This is a genomic window from Microcoleus sp. T3_D1 (genome assembly GCF_036700405.1).
Taxonomy (GTDB): Bacteria; Cyanobacteriota; Cyanobacteriia; order Cyanobacteriales; family Microcoleaceae; genus Microcoleus.
The window spans coordinates 1-15,870 of sequence record NZ_JAUBOV010000023.1 but is presented as its reverse complement, the minus strand read 5'-3'; the positions used below and the strand labels follow the sequence as shown (position 1 = coordinate 15,870).

At 43.7% G+C, this 15,870-nt stretch carries 12 protein-coding genes; 6 read left to right on the top strand and 6 right to left on the bottom strand.

The features are described from left to right. Nucleotides 1–463: 463 nt before the first annotated feature. Nucleotides 464–1,156: a DUF2259 domain-containing protein gene (locus QT992_RS12815; RefSeq protein ID WP_333342274.1), complete on the bottom strand. Its 693-nt coding sequence runs from the start codon at nucleotides 1,154–1,156 to the stop codon at nucleotides 464–466. Nucleotides 1,157–1,696: 540 nt separating this feature from the next. Here QT992_RS12815 and clpB point away from each other — a divergent pair. Continuing rightward, nucleotides 1,697–4,312: an ATP-dependent chaperone ClpB gene (clpB, locus tag QT992_RS12810; protein WP_333317604.1), complete on the top strand. Its 2,616-nt coding sequence runs from the start codon at nucleotides 1,697–1,699 to the stop codon at nucleotides 4,310–4,312. Nucleotides 4,313–4,429: 117 nt separating this feature from the next. Here clpB and QT992_RS12805 read toward each other — a convergent pair whose 3' ends face one another. Continuing rightward, nucleotides 4,430–4,606: a ribbon-helix-helix domain-containing protein gene (locus QT992_RS12805; protein ID WP_071883997.1), complete on the bottom strand. Its 177-nt coding sequence runs from the start codon at nucleotides 4,604–4,606 to the stop codon at nucleotides 4,430–4,432. 140 nt (nucleotides 4,607–4,746) lie between these two features. On the opposite strand from QT992_RS12805, the gene QT992_RS12800 reads away from it, so the two are divergent. Next, nucleotides 4,747–5,946: a transposase gene (locus tag QT992_RS12800; protein WP_333342272.1), complete on the top strand. Its 1,200-nt coding sequence runs from the start codon at nucleotides 4,747–4,749 to the stop codon at nucleotides 5,944–5,946. Nucleotides 5,947–6,035: 89 nt separating this feature from the next. Here the strand turns inward: QT992_RS12800 and QT992_RS12795 are convergent, their stop codons facing one another. Beyond that, complete coding sequence (locus QT992_RS12795) at nucleotides 6,036–6,215, bottom strand: ribbon-helix-helix domain-containing protein (protein ID WP_193973468.1); 180 nt, start codon at nucleotides 6,213–6,215, stop codon at nucleotides 6,036–6,038. A gap of 191 nt (nucleotides 6,216–6,406) precedes the next feature. Here QT992_RS12795 and QT992_RS12790 point away from each other — a divergent pair, with 191 nt between their 5' ends. Further along, nucleotides 6,407–6,655 carry a hypothetical protein gene (locus QT992_RS12790; protein ID WP_333377060.1) on the top strand — a complete coding sequence of 83 codons (249 nt, stop codon included), beginning with the start codon at nucleotides 6,407–6,409 and terminating at the stop codon, nucleotides 6,653–6,655. Nucleotides 6,656–6,738: 83 nt separating this feature from the next. Here the strand turns inward: QT992_RS12790 and QT992_RS12785 are convergent, their stop codons facing one another. Further along, entirely contained in the window at nucleotides 6,739–7,032 is a 294-nt protein-coding gene (locus tag QT992_RS12785; RefSeq protein WP_333317607.1) for a hypothetical protein, read from the bottom strand. Between the two features lie 30 nt (nucleotides 7,033–7,062). Between QT992_RS12785 and QT992_RS12780 the strand changes: the two genes are divergently transcribed. Together QT992_RS12780 and QT992_RS12775 are read left to right on the top strand one after the other, a co-directional pair. After that, nucleotides 7,063–7,314 (top strand): hypothetical protein, encoded by a 252-nt coding sequence (locus QT992_RS12780; RefSeq protein ID WP_333342267.1) that lies wholly within the window; start codon nucleotides 7,063–7,065, stop codon nucleotides 7,312–7,314. 224 nt (nucleotides 7,315–7,538) lie between these two features. Then, entirely contained in the window at nucleotides 7,539–12,854 is a 5,316-nt protein-coding gene (locus tag QT992_RS12775; protein ID WP_333317612.1) for an AAA family ATPase, read from the top strand. A 207-nt stretch (nucleotides 12,855–13,061) separates the two neighbouring features. Here QT992_RS12775 and QT992_RS12770 read toward each other — a convergent pair whose 3' ends face one another. Both QT992_RS12770 and QT992_RS12765 read right to left on the bottom strand, forming a co-directional pair. Continuing rightward, entirely contained in the window at nucleotides 13,062–13,724 is a 663-nt protein-coding gene (locus QT992_RS12770; RefSeq protein ID WP_333317615.1) for a hypothetical protein, read from the bottom strand. Nucleotides 13,725–13,962: 238 nt separating this feature from the next. After that, entirely contained in the window at nucleotides 13,963–14,988 is a 1,026-nt protein-coding gene (locus QT992_RS12765; RefSeq protein WP_333317617.1) for a YihY/virulence factor BrkB family protein, read from the bottom strand. Nucleotides 14,989–15,117: 129 nt separating this feature from the next. Here QT992_RS12765 and QT992_RS12760 point away from each other — a divergent pair, with 129 nt between their 5' ends. Continuing rightward, complete coding sequence (locus QT992_RS12760) at nucleotides 15,118–15,750, top strand: hypothetical protein (protein ID WP_333317619.1); 633 nt, start codon at nucleotides 15,118–15,120, stop codon at nucleotides 15,748–15,750. The last annotated feature ends 120 nt before the right edge of the window (nucleotides 15,751–15,870 follow it).

Genomic DNA, 15,870 nt, shown 5'->3' with positions numbered 1-15,870 from the left:
TTTTAGATTGAAGCATTGACCCCACGGATAAATTCGGGGGCTTGTATGCTGGATGCTTTCGGTGAGGCAAGATATGGATTTTGACACGGCTACACGGATTAATTATTGAGCATTTGTCATATAATGTTCGGTCAATTAACCATGATTCCTGTAGGGGCGGGTTCGCCAAGATATTGAATAGAAACGGGAAAATCTGTAAACCCGCCCCGGCATTTAATCGCGGTCAATCGATCGGACATGATATCAATAGTCAGGAGGCAGATATTCAAGGAAAAAGAAAGAGGGAGGAAGGAAGAGGGAAATTTTAAAATGTATTGATATATCAATTATCACAATAAAGAATAATTAACAACCCGGACTAACGCACAGACTCTATCTGTAGGTGCGCCGTGTGCACCTTACAGATAGGGGTTCTGCGTAAGTTTTGATAATTCCCAGGTCAAAACCTGGGAATATAGCAAGCCTAAAGAACAAAGCCTTGTACAACAGTAGTTTTCAAGACTCCTTCAAAAGTGCGTTCTGTCTTGTCCACCAGGACAACGACATTGCGCCCGTTCGGAGACAAACGAACTTCTCGGATTGAATAAGAGAACACCCAATCTTGAAAATTGTTCAGCGATCCGAGGACACGCTGCCGGCCGTTATGATTAATTACAAGACGCATGGCCGCGCTTTCTCTGCCAGCCGAAGCATTTTTTTGCCGCTGTTCTAGGCGAATTTGTAAAGGCTTTGCTGTATTGACTCTGACGGCGACTGTCTCGCTTCCATTGGCTCCGGGAGTACGAGAAATAATGTTGAGTTTAGTTCCAGCTTGAGGAGGAGTTAACTTCAAAGTTTGCCTGCTATTCCAACTTTTTTTAAGCAAGTCATCTTCTGCCATTTTAGTGCTTTTATTGGAGTCGGGCTCGCCATATTTAGTTTCGATACACCCATTTCTGATGCAGGAATTTGCAGCAACTTGGACAATTTGCAATTCTGCTTTGGGAATTCCCGCTCCTGTATCTCTGGAACTTTCTAGATACAAGTAGTAATTGCTGTCGGCGGAAAAACCCGACATCCGGTGTGCGGCACGCCAGGTACTTGCCAAAGCTTCAGGGGCTAGTGCGATCGCGGCACTTGCTATAATACCTAACGAAATTAAAGGTAAAATTTTCATAGCTATATTTTCCAGGTGTGAGAGTTATAGCGGCTGTTATTGATGAGTAAAACAATAACGCTTTGGGTTTCGCTATAGGACTGTGACGCTTCTCAAGTCCTCTCTCCTATTTACATGAGTGTTTCTCCATTTTCCGTACCAGGAGACTGTTTAAGAATGTGCCGTTTTTTCAAGTGGCACTAAAAACATTTTTAATGTGAGAGTGGGTCTTATCTCACATCTTGCACTATTCTCAAGAACAGGCAAGATGCCTGTTCCACAAGAAGAAAATTCACTCTTTGTGGAACAGGCATCTTGCCTGTTCATAAAAGCTTATTGACAATGGTGCAACATCTCAGTCTTATCCAAGAGTCCAACTTTTAGGCGCGATAGTTGCCTTTTCCCTGCGAGAGACTGCTACACAGGACGGAAATACCTATATCAAGATAGGGGAACACCGATCCGCCCCCTCTCCGCAACTCCCTACAATGACAATTGTACGGGCGATCGAGCAATTGCCTCTACAGCAATCATCATTTTTAATGCAGGGAATTAAAATTTATGCAACCAAATAATCCAAACCAATTTACCGAAAAAGCCTGGGAAGCCCTCGCCCGCACCCCCGAAATCGTCAAAGCAGGTCAGCAGCAGCAGCTAGAAAGCGAACACTTGATGAAAGCTTTGCTGGAACAAGAATCGGGACTCGCTAGCAGCTTGTTTAACAAAGCGGGAGTTTCTGTAGCAAAATTGCGCGATCGCACTGATGAGTTTATCAGCCGCCAGCCGAAAATCTCTGGAAGCGGTGGCAACGTTTATCTAGGTCGTTCTCTCGACACTTTACTCGATCGCGCTGAAACTTATCGCAAAGAGTACGGCGATGAATTTATTTCGATCGAGCATTTGATACTAGGTTACGTTAAGGACGATCGTTTCGGCAAAAATTTACTACAAGAATTTAAACTAGATGAAGCCAAGCTCAAAGATATCATTACCCAAGTCCGGGGGAAGAACAAAGTGACCGATCAAAATCCAGAAGGCAAATACGAAGCGCTGGAAAAATACGGCCGAGATTTGACAGAAGCAGCGCGTCAAGGCAAACTCGATCCGGTAATCGGACGGGATGACGAAATCCGTCGCACGATTCAAATTTTGAGCCGTCGCACCAAAAATAATCCGGTATTGATTGGGGAACCGGGAGTCGGCAAAACTGCGATCGCCGAAGGACTCGCCCAGCGAATTATCACCGGAGATGTGCCACAATCTCTCAAAGACAGACAATTAATTAGCTTAGATATGGGCGCATTAATTGCCGGGGCAAAATTCCGGGGAGAATTTGAAGAACGCTTGAAAGCGGTGCTCAAAGAAGTGATGGACAGCAACGGCAAAGTCATCTTATTTATCGATGAAATTCACACCGTTGTCGGTGCCGGTGCAACTCAAGGATCGATGGATGCGGGCAACTTACTTAAACCCATGTTAGCGAGGGGAGAATTGCGCTGTATCGGCGCTACAACTCTCGACGAATATCGCAAGTACCTCGAAAAAGATGCGGCACTAGAACGCCGTTTTCAACAAGTTTATGTTGACCAACCGACAGTTGAAGATACTGTCTCGATTTTGCGGGGCTTGAAAGAACGGTACGAAGTTCACCACGGCGTTAAAATTTCTGACAGCGCCCTAGTGGCGGCCGCTACTTTGTCTACTCGATATATTAGCGATCGCTTCCTTCCAGACAAAGCCATTGACTTAGTTGACGAAGCAGCCGCTAAACTTAAAATGGAGATTACCTCCAAGCCGGAAGAACTAGACGAAATTGACCGTAGGATTTTGCAGCTAGAAATGGAAAGACTGTCGCTGCAAAAAGAAAGTAACGCTGCTTCGGTCGAACGCTTGGAAAGACTGGAAAAAGACTTAGCCAACCTCAAGGAACAGCAAAGCGCTTTGAATGCCCAGTGGCAATCGGAAAAAGGTGTCATCGGCAGCATTCAAAAGATTAAAGAACAGATTGATAAGGTGAATATTGAAATTCAGCAAGCTGAATTAAAATATGACCTCAACCGCGCTGCTGAGTTGAAATATAGCAAGTTAACCGAATTGCAAAAACAATTGCAAGAAGCTGAAGCTCAACTTTCAGCAACTCAAACCACAGGTAAAACTTTGCTGCGGGAAGAAGTCACGGAAGCTGACATTGCCGAGATTATTTCTAAGTGGACGGGAATTCCCATCAGCAAGTTGGTTGAATCGGAAATGCAGAAACTTCTGCACTTGGAAGATGAACTGCACAAGCGGGTAATTGGACAAGATGAAGCGGTGACGGCTGTTGCAGATGCAATTCAGCGATCGCGCGCAGGTTTAGCAGATCCAAATCGTCCGGTTGCCAGTTTTATCTTCCTCGGCCCCACGGGTGTTGGTAAAACTGAGTTAGCTAAAGCATTAGCGTCTTATTTGTTCGACACCGAAGAAGCGATCGTGCGAATTGATATGTCGGAATACATGGAGAAACACGCGGTTTCACGGTTAATTGGTGCGCCTCCGGGATACGTTGGCTACGATGAAGGTGGACAGTTAACTGAGGCTGTGCGCCGCCGTCCTTACTCCGTGATTCTATTCGATGAAATCGAGAAAGCGCACCCGGATGTATTCAACATCATGCTGCAAATTCTGGATGACGGCCGTGTTACCGATGCTCAAGGTCACACAGTAGACTTTAAGAATTCTGTGATTATTATGACATCGAATGTCGGCTCTCAATACATTTTAGATGTGGCGGGAGATAACGAACAAATGCGGAGTCGGGTGATGGAAGCGATGCGGGGAACTTTCCGCCCGGAATTCTTGAACCGGATTGATGAGATGATTATCTTCCACGGTTTGAGTAAGGCAGAACTGCGGCAGATTGTGCTGTTGCAAGTTAAGCGCTTGGAAAAACGGTTAGCCGATCGCAAAATGTCTCTGAAATTGTCGGAATCTGCGATCGACTTTTTAGCAGAAATTGGTTACGATCCCGTTTACGGTGCGCGGCCTTTGAAGCGGGGAATTCAGCGGGAGTTGGAAACGCAAATGGCGAAGGGTATTTTGCGCGGAGATTTTGCCGATGGCGATACCATTTTTGTGGATATCGAGAATGAAAGGTTGGCGTTTAAGCGGCTGCCGGCACAGTTGGTGACTGCGAAATAATTCGGGTAGGGTGGGCAGCAGCCCACCTTATTTTTTTGAGGCGATGGTTCTTTTTTTTACCGCAGATGTAGGCGGATAGACGCGGATGGACGCGGATGGGATTGGGGGCGATCGTTCTTAAGGGCGATCGCTTTCTGATTTATCTTTTTTCTGTTCTTGACGTTCTCTGACTGCTTTAGCTGCCACATGGGAAAGCAGGTTTGCGAGCGTTCTATCTTCCTCTTCGGCCCATTCGGACAAGGCTTGATGAACGTCTTCTGGAAGTGTAACTGTGACTCGCATTCGTGAAGGCATGGGCTGGCATGGTTTTACCGAGCGATTGGGTCTAAAGCCCCGTCCTTCTAAGACGGCTTTAATTTAGGCAATTTGTAAACAATTGTTAAATAGATACAGTTTGTAAATAAAAACTCTAGTAAAAACGATAAACTCTTCCCATGATAGTTTTAGAGTTCAAGTTAAAAGGCAAAGCGGAGCAATATCGGATCATCGACGAGATGATCCGGACAGCTCAGTTTGTCCGAAACAAAACTCTTAGACATTGGATGGAAAATCAAGGAATTAAGCTGGTTGACCTGTACAAACAATGTGCCGTAATGGCGAAAGAGTTTGAATGGGCAGGTAAACTTAATTCGACGGCACGTCAAGCTTCCGCTGAACGTGCCATTTTTGCTATTCAACGTTTCTTTGCTAATTGCCAAGCTAAAAAACCCGGAAAAAAGGGGTATCCACAGTTTAAGAAATACACTCGTTCCGTTGAGTACAAACAGTCGGGTTGGTCGCTTTCTGCCAACAAAAAATGCTTGACATTTAAAGACGGCTTTGCTGCTGGAAAATTCAAACTAATCGGTAGTCGGGATTTGCATTTCTATGCGCCTGATGAGATTAAGCGGATTAGAGTCGTGCGTCGTGCCGACGGATACTACGCCCAATTTTGCATCAATGTGGAACGGAAAGAGGAAGTTGTTTCCACTGGCAAATTCATTGGAATAGATGTCGGATTAAACCACTTCTCTACTGATAGCGACTGCGAAACAGTTCCTAATCCTCGGTATCTCCGCAAAAGCGAAAAAGCTTTGAAGAGATTGCAGAAGCAAATCTCCCGGAAAAAGAAAGGTTCTCAAAACAGAAAGAAAGCGATAAACAAGTTAGGAAGAAAGCACTTAAAGGTCAGTCGGCAGCGTAAAGACTTCGCCATAAAGACGGCGTTGTGCGCGGTAAAATCTAACGATTTTGTAGCCTACGAAGACCTTCAAGTTCGGAACATGGTTAAGAACCACAACCTTGCTAAATCAATTAGCGATGCAGCTTGGTCACAGTTTGCTCAATGGTTAGAGTATTTTGGGAAAGTGTACGGCAAAAAAGTTATTGCTATTGCTCCTCAATACACCTCGCAAAATTGTTCAAATTGTGGCTATCTGGTAAAAAAAACTCTATCAACTCGAACCCATATTTGTGGTTGTGGAGCGACACTAGATCGCGATCACAACGCCGCGAAAAACATTTTAGCAAAAGGCTTCAAAGAAGCAGGAATTAACTTTAATTCAAATACGGTGGGGCACACCGGAATCAACGCTTGGGGACAGACCGATCTCTACTCGCTGATGGCAGCATCAACGAGCAAATCGACTGGATGATCCAAGAATCCCTGCGCCTTCAGGCCAGGGAGTGTCAATTCAATTGTCTTCAATCTTACACTCCAACACCTTTCAGTATCGCGCCGTCTTCAACTCGGGCGATCGCTCCGGGATTCGTCCTTTTTCTGCTCTTGGCGCTCTCTAACAGATTTCGTCAGCAGGTAAGTTGTCAAACTGCTAACGGATCTGCTTTCTTCTTCTGCCCATTCTTCCAGAGCTTTTTGAATTTCCTCTGGTAGGTATGCGGTAACTCTTCCCCGTGAAGCCATTCGTTGCACTGCAAAACATCTCAACACAGTCCATCTTACGCTGTTTTGAGTTAAGACCGATAAAAATATTTCATTTTAAGTTATTTTAATTTATTGTACGTCATTATGTGTTATAATACGACCTGTAAACAGTCAAAAGCCAGCCCCTTACTGTGGAAGGTTCCGGGCTGGCTCTGGCTCCAAAAATATCAATGGAGACGAGTTCTATGTTGACATACAAAGACCGCTTGTGTTGTTGGGCGATCGCCCGTTTGTTACCCTCTGAGCAATGGATAATTGTTGCCCGCTTCCGCAGTCGTTCAGATGCAGACGGGCATTTTCAGTTTTTGCGACAAAGTATACCCCACGTTAAGTTTGAGGTTGTGTTCGATCGCAGTGGGGACAGTCACCGTTTATCCGCGTTGGGCCGCCCTTCCAATGCCGTCACCAGCGCGTTATAAATGGTAATTTTTGAGGCGGTTTCAGTTAACTAAACATTGGCGATCGCACTTTTTTTGATAAGTGCGATCGCTCCTAATTCTGGTCATAGCAATTCTGACAATTCTTGTTTGAGTTGTTCGAGCGAAATTCCACCTTCTGTTTTCAGTCTTGCCCTCGATTCTTGTAACATAGCGATAAAATTAGGATTCAAGCTGAGGCTGACTGTTTCCATATCAGCATCTCGAATCGACACCCAAACTGCCGCAAGTTCACCGTCAACGGTAAGAATGATTACCCATAAACTAGGTTTATTGCCGATCGCCAACTGGTAGGATGGCGTAAATAGGTCGATCGCACGCCTGTCGCGGGCTGCCCCCAAAAAGGTTACGGAGAACAACGCTTTTACTCTCAGTATTGGCGTATTAACATGACTGCATCAGGGCGTTATGAATTGTCGGTTCCCCAAAGTTACCAGTTTCGTCTCCGCGCCGATGGCTCCAGGTGGGATAATCGCCCTCGCGGGTTCAATAACCTCTACCTAACAGGCGATTCGATCGATAATAGTTTCAATTCTGGGTGTATCGAAGCGACTGCGATGGCCCGAATGCAAGGCCAGGGCAATTCTGCAACAGCAGTGCAGCCAGGAATATCATCGCCAGCAAATTATTGGCGAGAATGATGCTTGGCCTAAACCTCAATCGCTTAACTTCGCGATCGGGGAGGGAGATTAGGCAAAGAAGATACAGTAAAATTGATGCCGCAGGGGAAAAGTATTCAGATATAGCGCCGTATCTTGCCTGCGATAGTTCCCCATTAAGGTTTTTAAGGCAAGAGTTTTGGGAGTATTTCCATCTTAGCAGTTTGGAAATACTCCCCTTACACCTTACTCAAAAGAAATCAAAAATGATTAACATTGACGGCTACCAGATTCTCACTCAAATTTACGACAGTATCAACTCCACGGTTTATCGGGCTGTGCGACAACACGATAACCAACCCGTTATCCTCAAATTCCTCAAAGAAGACTATCCTACACCTTCGGAACTGGTTCGCTATAAACAAGAATATGAAATTACTCGCAATTTGAATCTCGATGGGGTGATTAAGGCTTATGAATTAAAACCCTATCAGCGGACTTTAGTCATTATCCTTGAGGATTTTGGCGCGTCATCTTTAAAACAGTTGATGAATGAGCGTAGGGAAGCAGGCACGCAGGCATTGCCCCTACAGGAATTTCTTAGCATTGCTATTAAAACGGCTGAGATTTTAGGCAGTATTCATGCCCAAAATATTGTCCATAAAGATATTAACCCCACGAATATTATTTTAAACCCCGAAACCGGGCAACTCAAAATTATTGATTTTGGTATTTCTACAGCCTTAACTCGCGAAAACCCCACCCTGAAAAATCCCAAGGTTTTAGAAGGTACTTTAGCTTATATTTCACCAGAGCAAACGGGAAGAATGAATCGTTCCCTAGATTACCGCACCGACTTTTACTCCCTCGGCGTCACTTTTTATGAGTTACTAACGGGACAACTCCCTTTTCCCACAAATGATGCCCTAGAATTAGTGCATTGTCATATCGCCAAAGTACCCGTAGCAACCGATATAATTAATCCAGAAATTCCCAAAGCCGTGTCAGATATCGTGATGAAACTGATGGCAAAAACCGCTGAGGATCGATACCAAAGTGCTTTTGCCATCACAATTGATTTAGCAGAATGTTTGCACCAGTTACAAACAAAAGGAAATATATCTGATTTATCTTTAGGGGCTCAAGACATTTCCGACCAGTTTCAAATTCCCCAAAAGCTCTACGGGCGCGAGGCGGAACTTGAAGCATTACTGACAGCTTTTGAGCGAGTAGCGGACAATTCCCAATCCCAAATAGAAATGATGTTAGTAGCGGGTTATTCTGGCATTGGCAAATCATCCCTAGTAGCCGAAATTCACAAACCAAATACCCGACTGCACGGCTATTTCACCGCAGGCAAATTTGACCAATTTCAAAAGAGTATTCCTTACTCCGCTGTAGTTAGCGCCTTTAAGGGATTAGTGCGGCAACTATTAACTGAAAGTGAAATTCAGCTTGAACAATGGCGAGAAAAACTTAGAGATGCTTTTAGTGTTAATGGTCAGGTGATTATTGATGTAATTCCCGAAGTAGAACTGATTGTCGGCGCACAGCCACCCGTGCCAGAATTAGGGGCAAGCGATTCGCAAAATCGGTTTAATATTGTCTTCAGTAACTTCATTCGAGCCTTTTGCACAAAAGAGCATCCCTTAGTCATATTTTTGGATGATTTGCAGTGGGCTGACTCCGCGACACTCAAGTTAATTGAATTGATGATGACCGATAGACATCTGCAATATCTGTTTTTGATTGGAGCTTATCGGGATAACGAAGTTAGCCCAACGCACCCCTTGATGATGACGCTGGATGGATTACGCAAAGAAGGAGCCACTATCAATTATATTACTTTATCAGCTTTAGCCCCAGAAAATATTAGCCAACTGATTGGCGATACATTATATAGCGACACGGAGACGGTAAAATCCTTGGCAGAACTGGTAATGAAGAAAACAGGAGGTAATCCGTTTTTTGTTAATCAATTTCTGAAAACTCTGGACGCGGAAAAGCTAATAACGTTTGATTTGGAATCTCATCAGTGGCAGTGGAATATTGCCCAAATTGAAGCACAAAATATCACAGATAATGTGGTAGAATTGATGGTAGGCAAGTTACAAAAACTGCCTCCTCTCACCCAACATGTTTTACGTTTAGCATCTTGTATCGGCGCATCTTTTTCCTTAAATATCCTGTCGATTGTTTGTGAAAAACCGCCTGAAGTGATTTTTTCTGATCTACTTGTAGCCATTCAGACCGGATTCATCTTGCCGACATCAGAGTTAGATGAAAACCTATTAATTCAAGATTATAAATTTCTGCATGACCGGGTACAACAAGCGGCTTATGCTCTGATTGATGACAATCAGAAAAAAGCGGTTCATCTTCAAATTGGGCGGCTGTTGCTAGCGAATGTATCTGATGAGCAACTACCGGAAAAAATATTTGAAATAGTCGATAATTTAAACTTAGCTGGGCCATTGATAACTGATGAATCGGAACGGGTGGAATTAGCACGATTGAACTTGGAAGCGGGGAGAAAAGCCAAAGCTTCAACGGCTTATGCCGCTGCTTTAGAGCAATATTTTACTAGGGGAATAGAGATGTTGCCGGGAGATGCTTGGCAAGAGCATTATGATTTGACTTTTAGTTTATATCGAGAACGGTCTGAATGTGAATATCTCTGCGGTAATTTTGACAATGCAGAAGAGTTATTTGATTTGATATTAACTCAGGCTCACTCTAATTTAGAACGAGCCGAAATTCAGAATATGCGCGTCATTTTATATGATAATACAGGCCAATATTTAGAAGCTATACAAATAGGTTCAGACGCCTTAAAAACTTTGGGAGTCAGTTTGCCCATCGCTAATAAAGCAGAAATTTGGTCAGAATTTGAATTAGAGTTACAGTTATACAGAGTTAGTCTCGAAAGAATCAAGATAGCCGAGCTAATTGATGCACCAAAGATGATTAACTCAGAAATAATAGCCTGTATGAAGCTTTTAGAAAATCTTAGTGGACCTACTTATTTTACTAACCAAGACTTGTGTGCTTTGGGTGCACTCAAAATGGTCAATCTTTCTATTGCACACGGCAACTCCGAGCACTCGGCTCATGGATATACTTACTGGGGAGTTTTGGGAGATCCAAGATTAGTTGATTATGAGGTTGGTTATGAATTTGGTCAATTAGGCATGAAGCTGGCCGAGCAGTTTAATAATGCTAGTTTATCTTGCAAAGTTCTCGAGATGTTCGGTGGTCATATTAATCCCTGGCGAAGCCATCTTAAAAAAGGTATTCCTATTCTTAGAAATAGCTACCAAATAGGTGCAGAAATTGGAGATATTTGGGCGGCTTATACTTCTTACCATTTGGTTCTCCAAAGAATTATAGCTGGGGAAAACTTTGACAGTATTCTTGATGAGTCTAAGAAATATCTTGAGTTTAACAAGCAAATCAAAAATTCTGCTTTGGTTGGAAGTCAGCAATTATATCAGTATTTTATCTTAAATTTACAGGGATTAACCAGGGACAAATTTTCTTTGAGCGATGAGGATTTTGATGAATATCAGTGCCTGCAAATGTGGGAGAAGAAAAATTTTATGACGGGAATAGTGCCGTATAACCTATTTAAAACACAAATTTTCTTCCTATATGGGGATTACAAAAATGCTCTGAAAACCGCCAAAAAAAGCGATGAAATTCTCGTTTTTATTTCAGGTATACCCAGTCAAGCCGACCATTATATGTACTATTCTTTAATTTTAACGGCTCTTTACCCAACTGCTACCAACTCGCAACAGCAGGAATATGAGGAAATCTTAAAACTCAATCAACAGAAGATGAAAAATTGGGCAGATAACTGTCCTGAAAACTTCCTGCACAAATATCTACTGGTAGAAGCGGAAGTTGCTCGCATTACTGGTAAAGAAATAGAATTAATATGGGACTTGTACGATCGCGCCATAGCTTCAGCTCATGAAAATGAGTATATTCAGAATGAAGCTTTAGGCAATGAACTAGCAGCCCAATTCTGGTTAGGGAAAGGCAAAGAGGAAATTGCCCAACTTTATATGAAAAAAGCGCATTATGGCTACCAACTTTGGGGGGCTAAGCGTAAAGTAGAGGATTTGGAGCAGAAATATCCGCAGTTAATCCCCAAGGTATCTGCCCCGAAACAAATTGATGTGCAGACTACTGCTATTGGCATAGATTCTTCAACAACTGGAGGAAGTTCAAATATAGACTTGTCCACAGTGCTCAAAGCTTCCCAAGTTCTGGCTGGTGAAATTGCGAGCAACAAATTGTTAGAGAAGTTAATGACACTTTTACTGGAAAATGGCGGAGCACAAAAAGGCTTTATTATCTTATCAAATAAGGATCAGTTAACCATTGAAGCTAGAGGTGAAGTTGATAAAGAACAAGTAGAAGTTGGGCAAAGTATTTCGATGGAAGGTAGCGATAATCTTCCTGTGGGGATGATAAAATATGTAGCGAGAACTCAGGAAGATGTAGTGCTATCAGAAGCTACGAAAGAGGGTGTCTTTACTAGCGAACCCTATATTATAAAAAATCAGCCTAAGTCAGTCTTATGCGCTCCTATTATTAATCAAGGTAAACTGATCGGCATTCTGTATTTAGAAAACAATCTGACTACGGGAGCTTTTACGCGCGATCGCCTAGAAATTCTCAAAGTCCTCTCTTCTCAAGCTGCGATTTCCATTGAAAATGCCCTGCTATATCGCACTTTAGAAGATAAAGTTCAAGAACGCACGGCTCAACTAGCTGAAGCGAATCAAAAAATTAGCACCCTCAATCAGAAATTAAAAGCAGACAATGTTCGCATGAGTGCAGAACTCGATATTGTCAAACAACTGCAACAAATGGTGTTGCCAAAACCGTCAGAATTAGAGGCAATTGAAGGCTTAGAAATAGCTGGTTTCATGGAAGCTGCTGACGAAGTTGGCGGCGATTACTACGACGTATTGCAACAAGATGGCCAAGTAAAAATTACCATTGGCGATGTCACGGGACATGGTTTAGAAAGTGGCGTGTTGATGATTATGGCACAAACGGCGGTCAGGACGCTTCAGAAAATGAACGAAACAGATCCAGTGAAGTTTTTGGATGTCCTCAACCAGACTCTGTATGGCAATCTCCAGCGCATGGACTCCTCTAAAAATATGTCTCTAGCTATCTTAGACTATGCCGGAGGTGTCCTGAAATTAAGCGGACAACATGAGGAAATGATTGTGGTGCGCGCTGATGGAAAATTGGAGTGCATAGATACAATAGATTTAGGCTTTCCCATTGGCTTAGTAGAAGAGATTGGCGACTTTATTGCTCAAACAGAAGTGCAGTTAAATCCTGGGGATGTGGTGGTGCTTTATACTGATGGAATTCCGGAAGCTATAGATATTAATAAAGCGCTGTACGGATTAGAAAGGTTGTGGCAAGTGGTGGTTGAAAATCGTCAGCGGTCTGCCCAAGAAATTCGGGAAGCTGTGATTGAGGATGTGCGGCAGTATATTGGCGCTCAGAAGGTTTTTGATGATATTACTTTGGTGGTGATTAAACAAAACTGAGGTTTTTTTAAAATAGTTCATTTTCTGTTTTTACGAGGAATATCTATAGGTAAAAATTCTGACAATATCCACTTCTGTTAGTTGTATTTATTGCTGGGAATTTACAGCAAATTCTGGTTTATTACCCCTAGGTCGGCGGTTTAAACCGCTACTACGGCAGTTACGCAGGCACGCTGCATATAGCGTGCCTGCGTAACTCCTGCTAATTCAATTCCGCACCATCACAGACTTAATTACAGCATTCGGCTGATACTTATTAGTCTGATAAAACCCCCCTTGACCAGCGCCATAAACTCCCGCAAATTGTTTGCCTTCAGCCTTGGGAACAAACATAATGTTTCTAGTGGGTTGCTTGGCAAATACAACCCCTTCTCTCATCTCATTATCCACGTTATAAGATAAAGTAGCCTTGCCGTAAATGGCCTCAGCTTGTTTCAGAGTCATTCCCGGCCCGACGCCCTGAACTGTTTTATAACTAGAATTCTCAGTCATCAAAAGTTCAATGACATCGGTATCTTTTAGCTTTGTACCCGCAGCGTAGATAATCCGATATTGCACTTTTCCCGATCGACTAACTGCCACAGCATCAAAGTCTACCATAAAAGGAGACTCTACCTTAAACTGCGCCGTAGAGCCCAGAGCCTTTTTCAATTGTCCGAAAGTCATCCCCACCTTCGCCGCTCCAATTGTGCGATCGGAAATTGTTAAACTTGCAGAAGGTGTTTTTTGAGCAGCATTTGCCGTTTCCCCCAGCTTATTTGCACCCCCAGGCGCAACAGCGGAACCCGGAACCGAAATTAAAGTGAGGTAACTGCCGATCGCCAACAAAACAGCTATCATTGATCCAGACAAAACTTTAACATTCAACATGACTAATTCTCCTAGATTTCAAATGCGACTATCTACCCGCATCTTTTTGACTATCCTGGGCCTCACCCTCCTAATTTGGATTCTGAGAGGTGTTGGGATATTGACATTCATTCCCGGTGGTGTGATCTGGATACTGATTTTGTTGTCTTTTGTTGCGGGTATCCTCAGCACTTTACTCCGTCGGTAAGCCAGCATCCGGCAAATAACAAATAAGAATTAACAATTAAAACTTAACAAATTATTTTAATTGTGATTGTTTCATTGCCTTTCCCACTGTCACATTTAACTGAGCGCCGATCAGCATCACCAAAGAAGAAAGATCGAGCCACAGCAGCAACACAATAAAAGTTCCGATCGTGCCGTAAGTCCAACTGTAATTGCCCAAGTGCAAAACATAAAACCGAAATAAAGCTGAAAATAGCGCCCACAAAATAGCAGCAAAAACAGCTCCCGACAAAATAGGAATATCTGGTTGACGGCGGCTAGGCCCGTAGCGGTAAACAAAGGCAAAGGCAAGTGATACAATTCCCAAAGAAATCGGCCACCGCCACAGCCGCCAAACACCTAAGAGTTGCGACTCCAAAGGGCAATTGTCGGCGATCGGCAAGCAATTTTTAACATCTTTTAAATCGCAAGTGGCGAGGGACTCCAGCAGGCAACTCTGGCGGGCAATAGCTTGCACAATTAAGTCGCTGACAAATACTACTCCCGATGCCAGAATTAATAGTATAATTGTGCCGATACTCAGCGCCAGAGAAATAAGTTTTGCTTTCCAAAATGGTCGAGTTCGAGCGATCGGGATGTCATGGATGCGATCGAGTGCAGCCATCGCCGCGCTCATTACTCCAGAAAATGCCCAAATCGCCCCAAGAAAGCTCACCGAAAACAGCCCTTTACTGCGAGTTAACAGAATTTCTTTGATTAAGCCACCAATCAACTTCCGCACGTCATCGGGTATAACTTCGCCCAAAAGACGGGCGATTTGATACAGTGTTGACTGCAAAGGTTCAAAGAGGGCGATCGCAGATAAGATAGCCAACAGCCCCGGAAACAGCGCCAGCATAGAATTGTAGGCCATTTCCGCAGACAGCCCCGGCAAGCGCTGTTCTCCCGCCTTCGCGCCGACTTCCTTGAGCGTGCCCCAAGTCAAACACCGACAAAACAGCCAAAACCCCCCAAATTTCCGTTTGAGAGCTCGAAGCAGCCTCAAAAATGCCTGAAACAAAGCTAAAATCAGGTAGCGCAACCAGTAAAAAATGTTCATAGCGCACAGGCAACGGGGCGAAAGATGAGGTACACAAGTCGTTAATTAATTAAGCCATTATCAACTCGCAATTGCCAATTCCCAATTCCCCAATCTAAAATCTAAAATCTAAAATCTAAAATCAATATTATGGCTCAGGATGTCAGACAGTGGTTAGATGAAATCAAGCGGCTGCAACAGCAGTTAACAGAAGTTTCGCGCGATCGCGATGACGCCGGTGAAAGTGCCGCTCAGTGGCGCCAACTCTACAATACTGAAGCCGAGCAGCGGCGGAATGATGCTAAATTAACTCAGCAAAGCATCGCTTCTCTGGAAGCACAAATAGAGCAATTACAAAATTTTTCCCCCATTATGCCCGAAGGCGACGATGCTGGGGTTGCTCGCCAGCAGGAAGTCGAACAACTGCAAACTGTAGGCGAACTTAAAGCTAAGTTAACAGAAGTTCTTCAAGAGCGCGATCGGGCGATCGAACAAGTGAAACAACTCACTCAAGCCCTCAAACAAGAAGAAGCCCGTCACGCCGAAACTAGCAAAAATTTAACTAGCGCCCTCGGAGATGCGGTTGACTTGCTCACGAAAGCCCAAAATCCTGCCCCTGCAAAAACGGAGACAGTCTATTCTTTAGAAATAGTACCTACTCGCACTGCAAATCCTGGCGAAACTGCTCTGGAAATCCGCCAAACTTCCGCCCCAGGCAAAAATCCCGCCCAGCTTCCACCTTCTAAAAATCAGTTACTCGATCTACCGCCCTTTGGGAATTAGGAGTTAAAAATTCAGGAATTGTCGGCATGGCGAGTCCCCTTATGATCGCGAATTAAATAACTTACAATTTTAATTGTTATTGTGGGATGGGCGTCCCGCCCGTCCTTTTTGGACGGGCGG

Bases quoted from the DNA above. Each gene is read 5' to 3' on its own strand.
- QT992_RS12815 (WP_333342274.1), bottom strand. From the start codon at position 1,156: ATGAAAATTTTACCTTTAATTTCGTTAGGTATTATAGCAAGTGCCGCG.
- clpB (WP_333317604.1), top strand. From the start codon at position 1,697: ATGCAACCAAATAATCCAAACCAATTTACCGAAAAAGCCTGGGAAGCC.
- QT992_RS12805 (WP_071883997.1), bottom strand. From the start codon at position 4,606: ATGCCTTCACGAATGCGAGTCACAGTTACACTTCCAGAAGACGTTCAT.
- QT992_RS12800 (WP_333342272.1), top strand. From the start codon at position 4,747: ATGATAGTTTTAGAGTTCAAGTTAAAAGGCAAAGCGGAGCAATATCGG.
- QT992_RS12795 (WP_193973468.1), bottom strand. From the start codon at position 6,215: ATGGCTTCACGGGGAAGAGTTACCGCATACCTACCAGAGGAAATTCAA.
- QT992_RS12790 (WP_333377060.1), top strand. From the start codon at position 6,407: ATGGAGACGAGTTCTATGTTGACATACAAAGACCGCTTGTGTTGTTGG.
- QT992_RS12780 (WP_333342267.1), top strand. From the start codon at position 7,063: ATGACTGCATCAGGGCGTTATGAATTGTCGGTTCCCCAAAGTTACCAG.
- QT992_RS12775 (WP_333317612.1), top strand. From the start codon at position 7,539: ATGATTAACATTGACGGCTACCAGATTCTCACTCAAATTTACGACAGT.
- QT992_RS12770 (WP_333317615.1), bottom strand. From the start codon at position 13,724: ATGTTGAATGTTAAAGTTTTGTCTGGATCAATGATAGCTGTTTTGTTG.
- QT992_RS12765 (WP_333317617.1), bottom strand. From the start codon at position 14,988: ATGAACATTTTTTACTGGTTGCGCTACCTGATTTTAGCTTTGTTTCAG.
- QT992_RS12760 (WP_333317619.1), top strand. From the start codon at position 15,118: ATGGCTCAGGATGTCAGACAGTGGTTAGATGAAATCAAGCGGCTGCAA.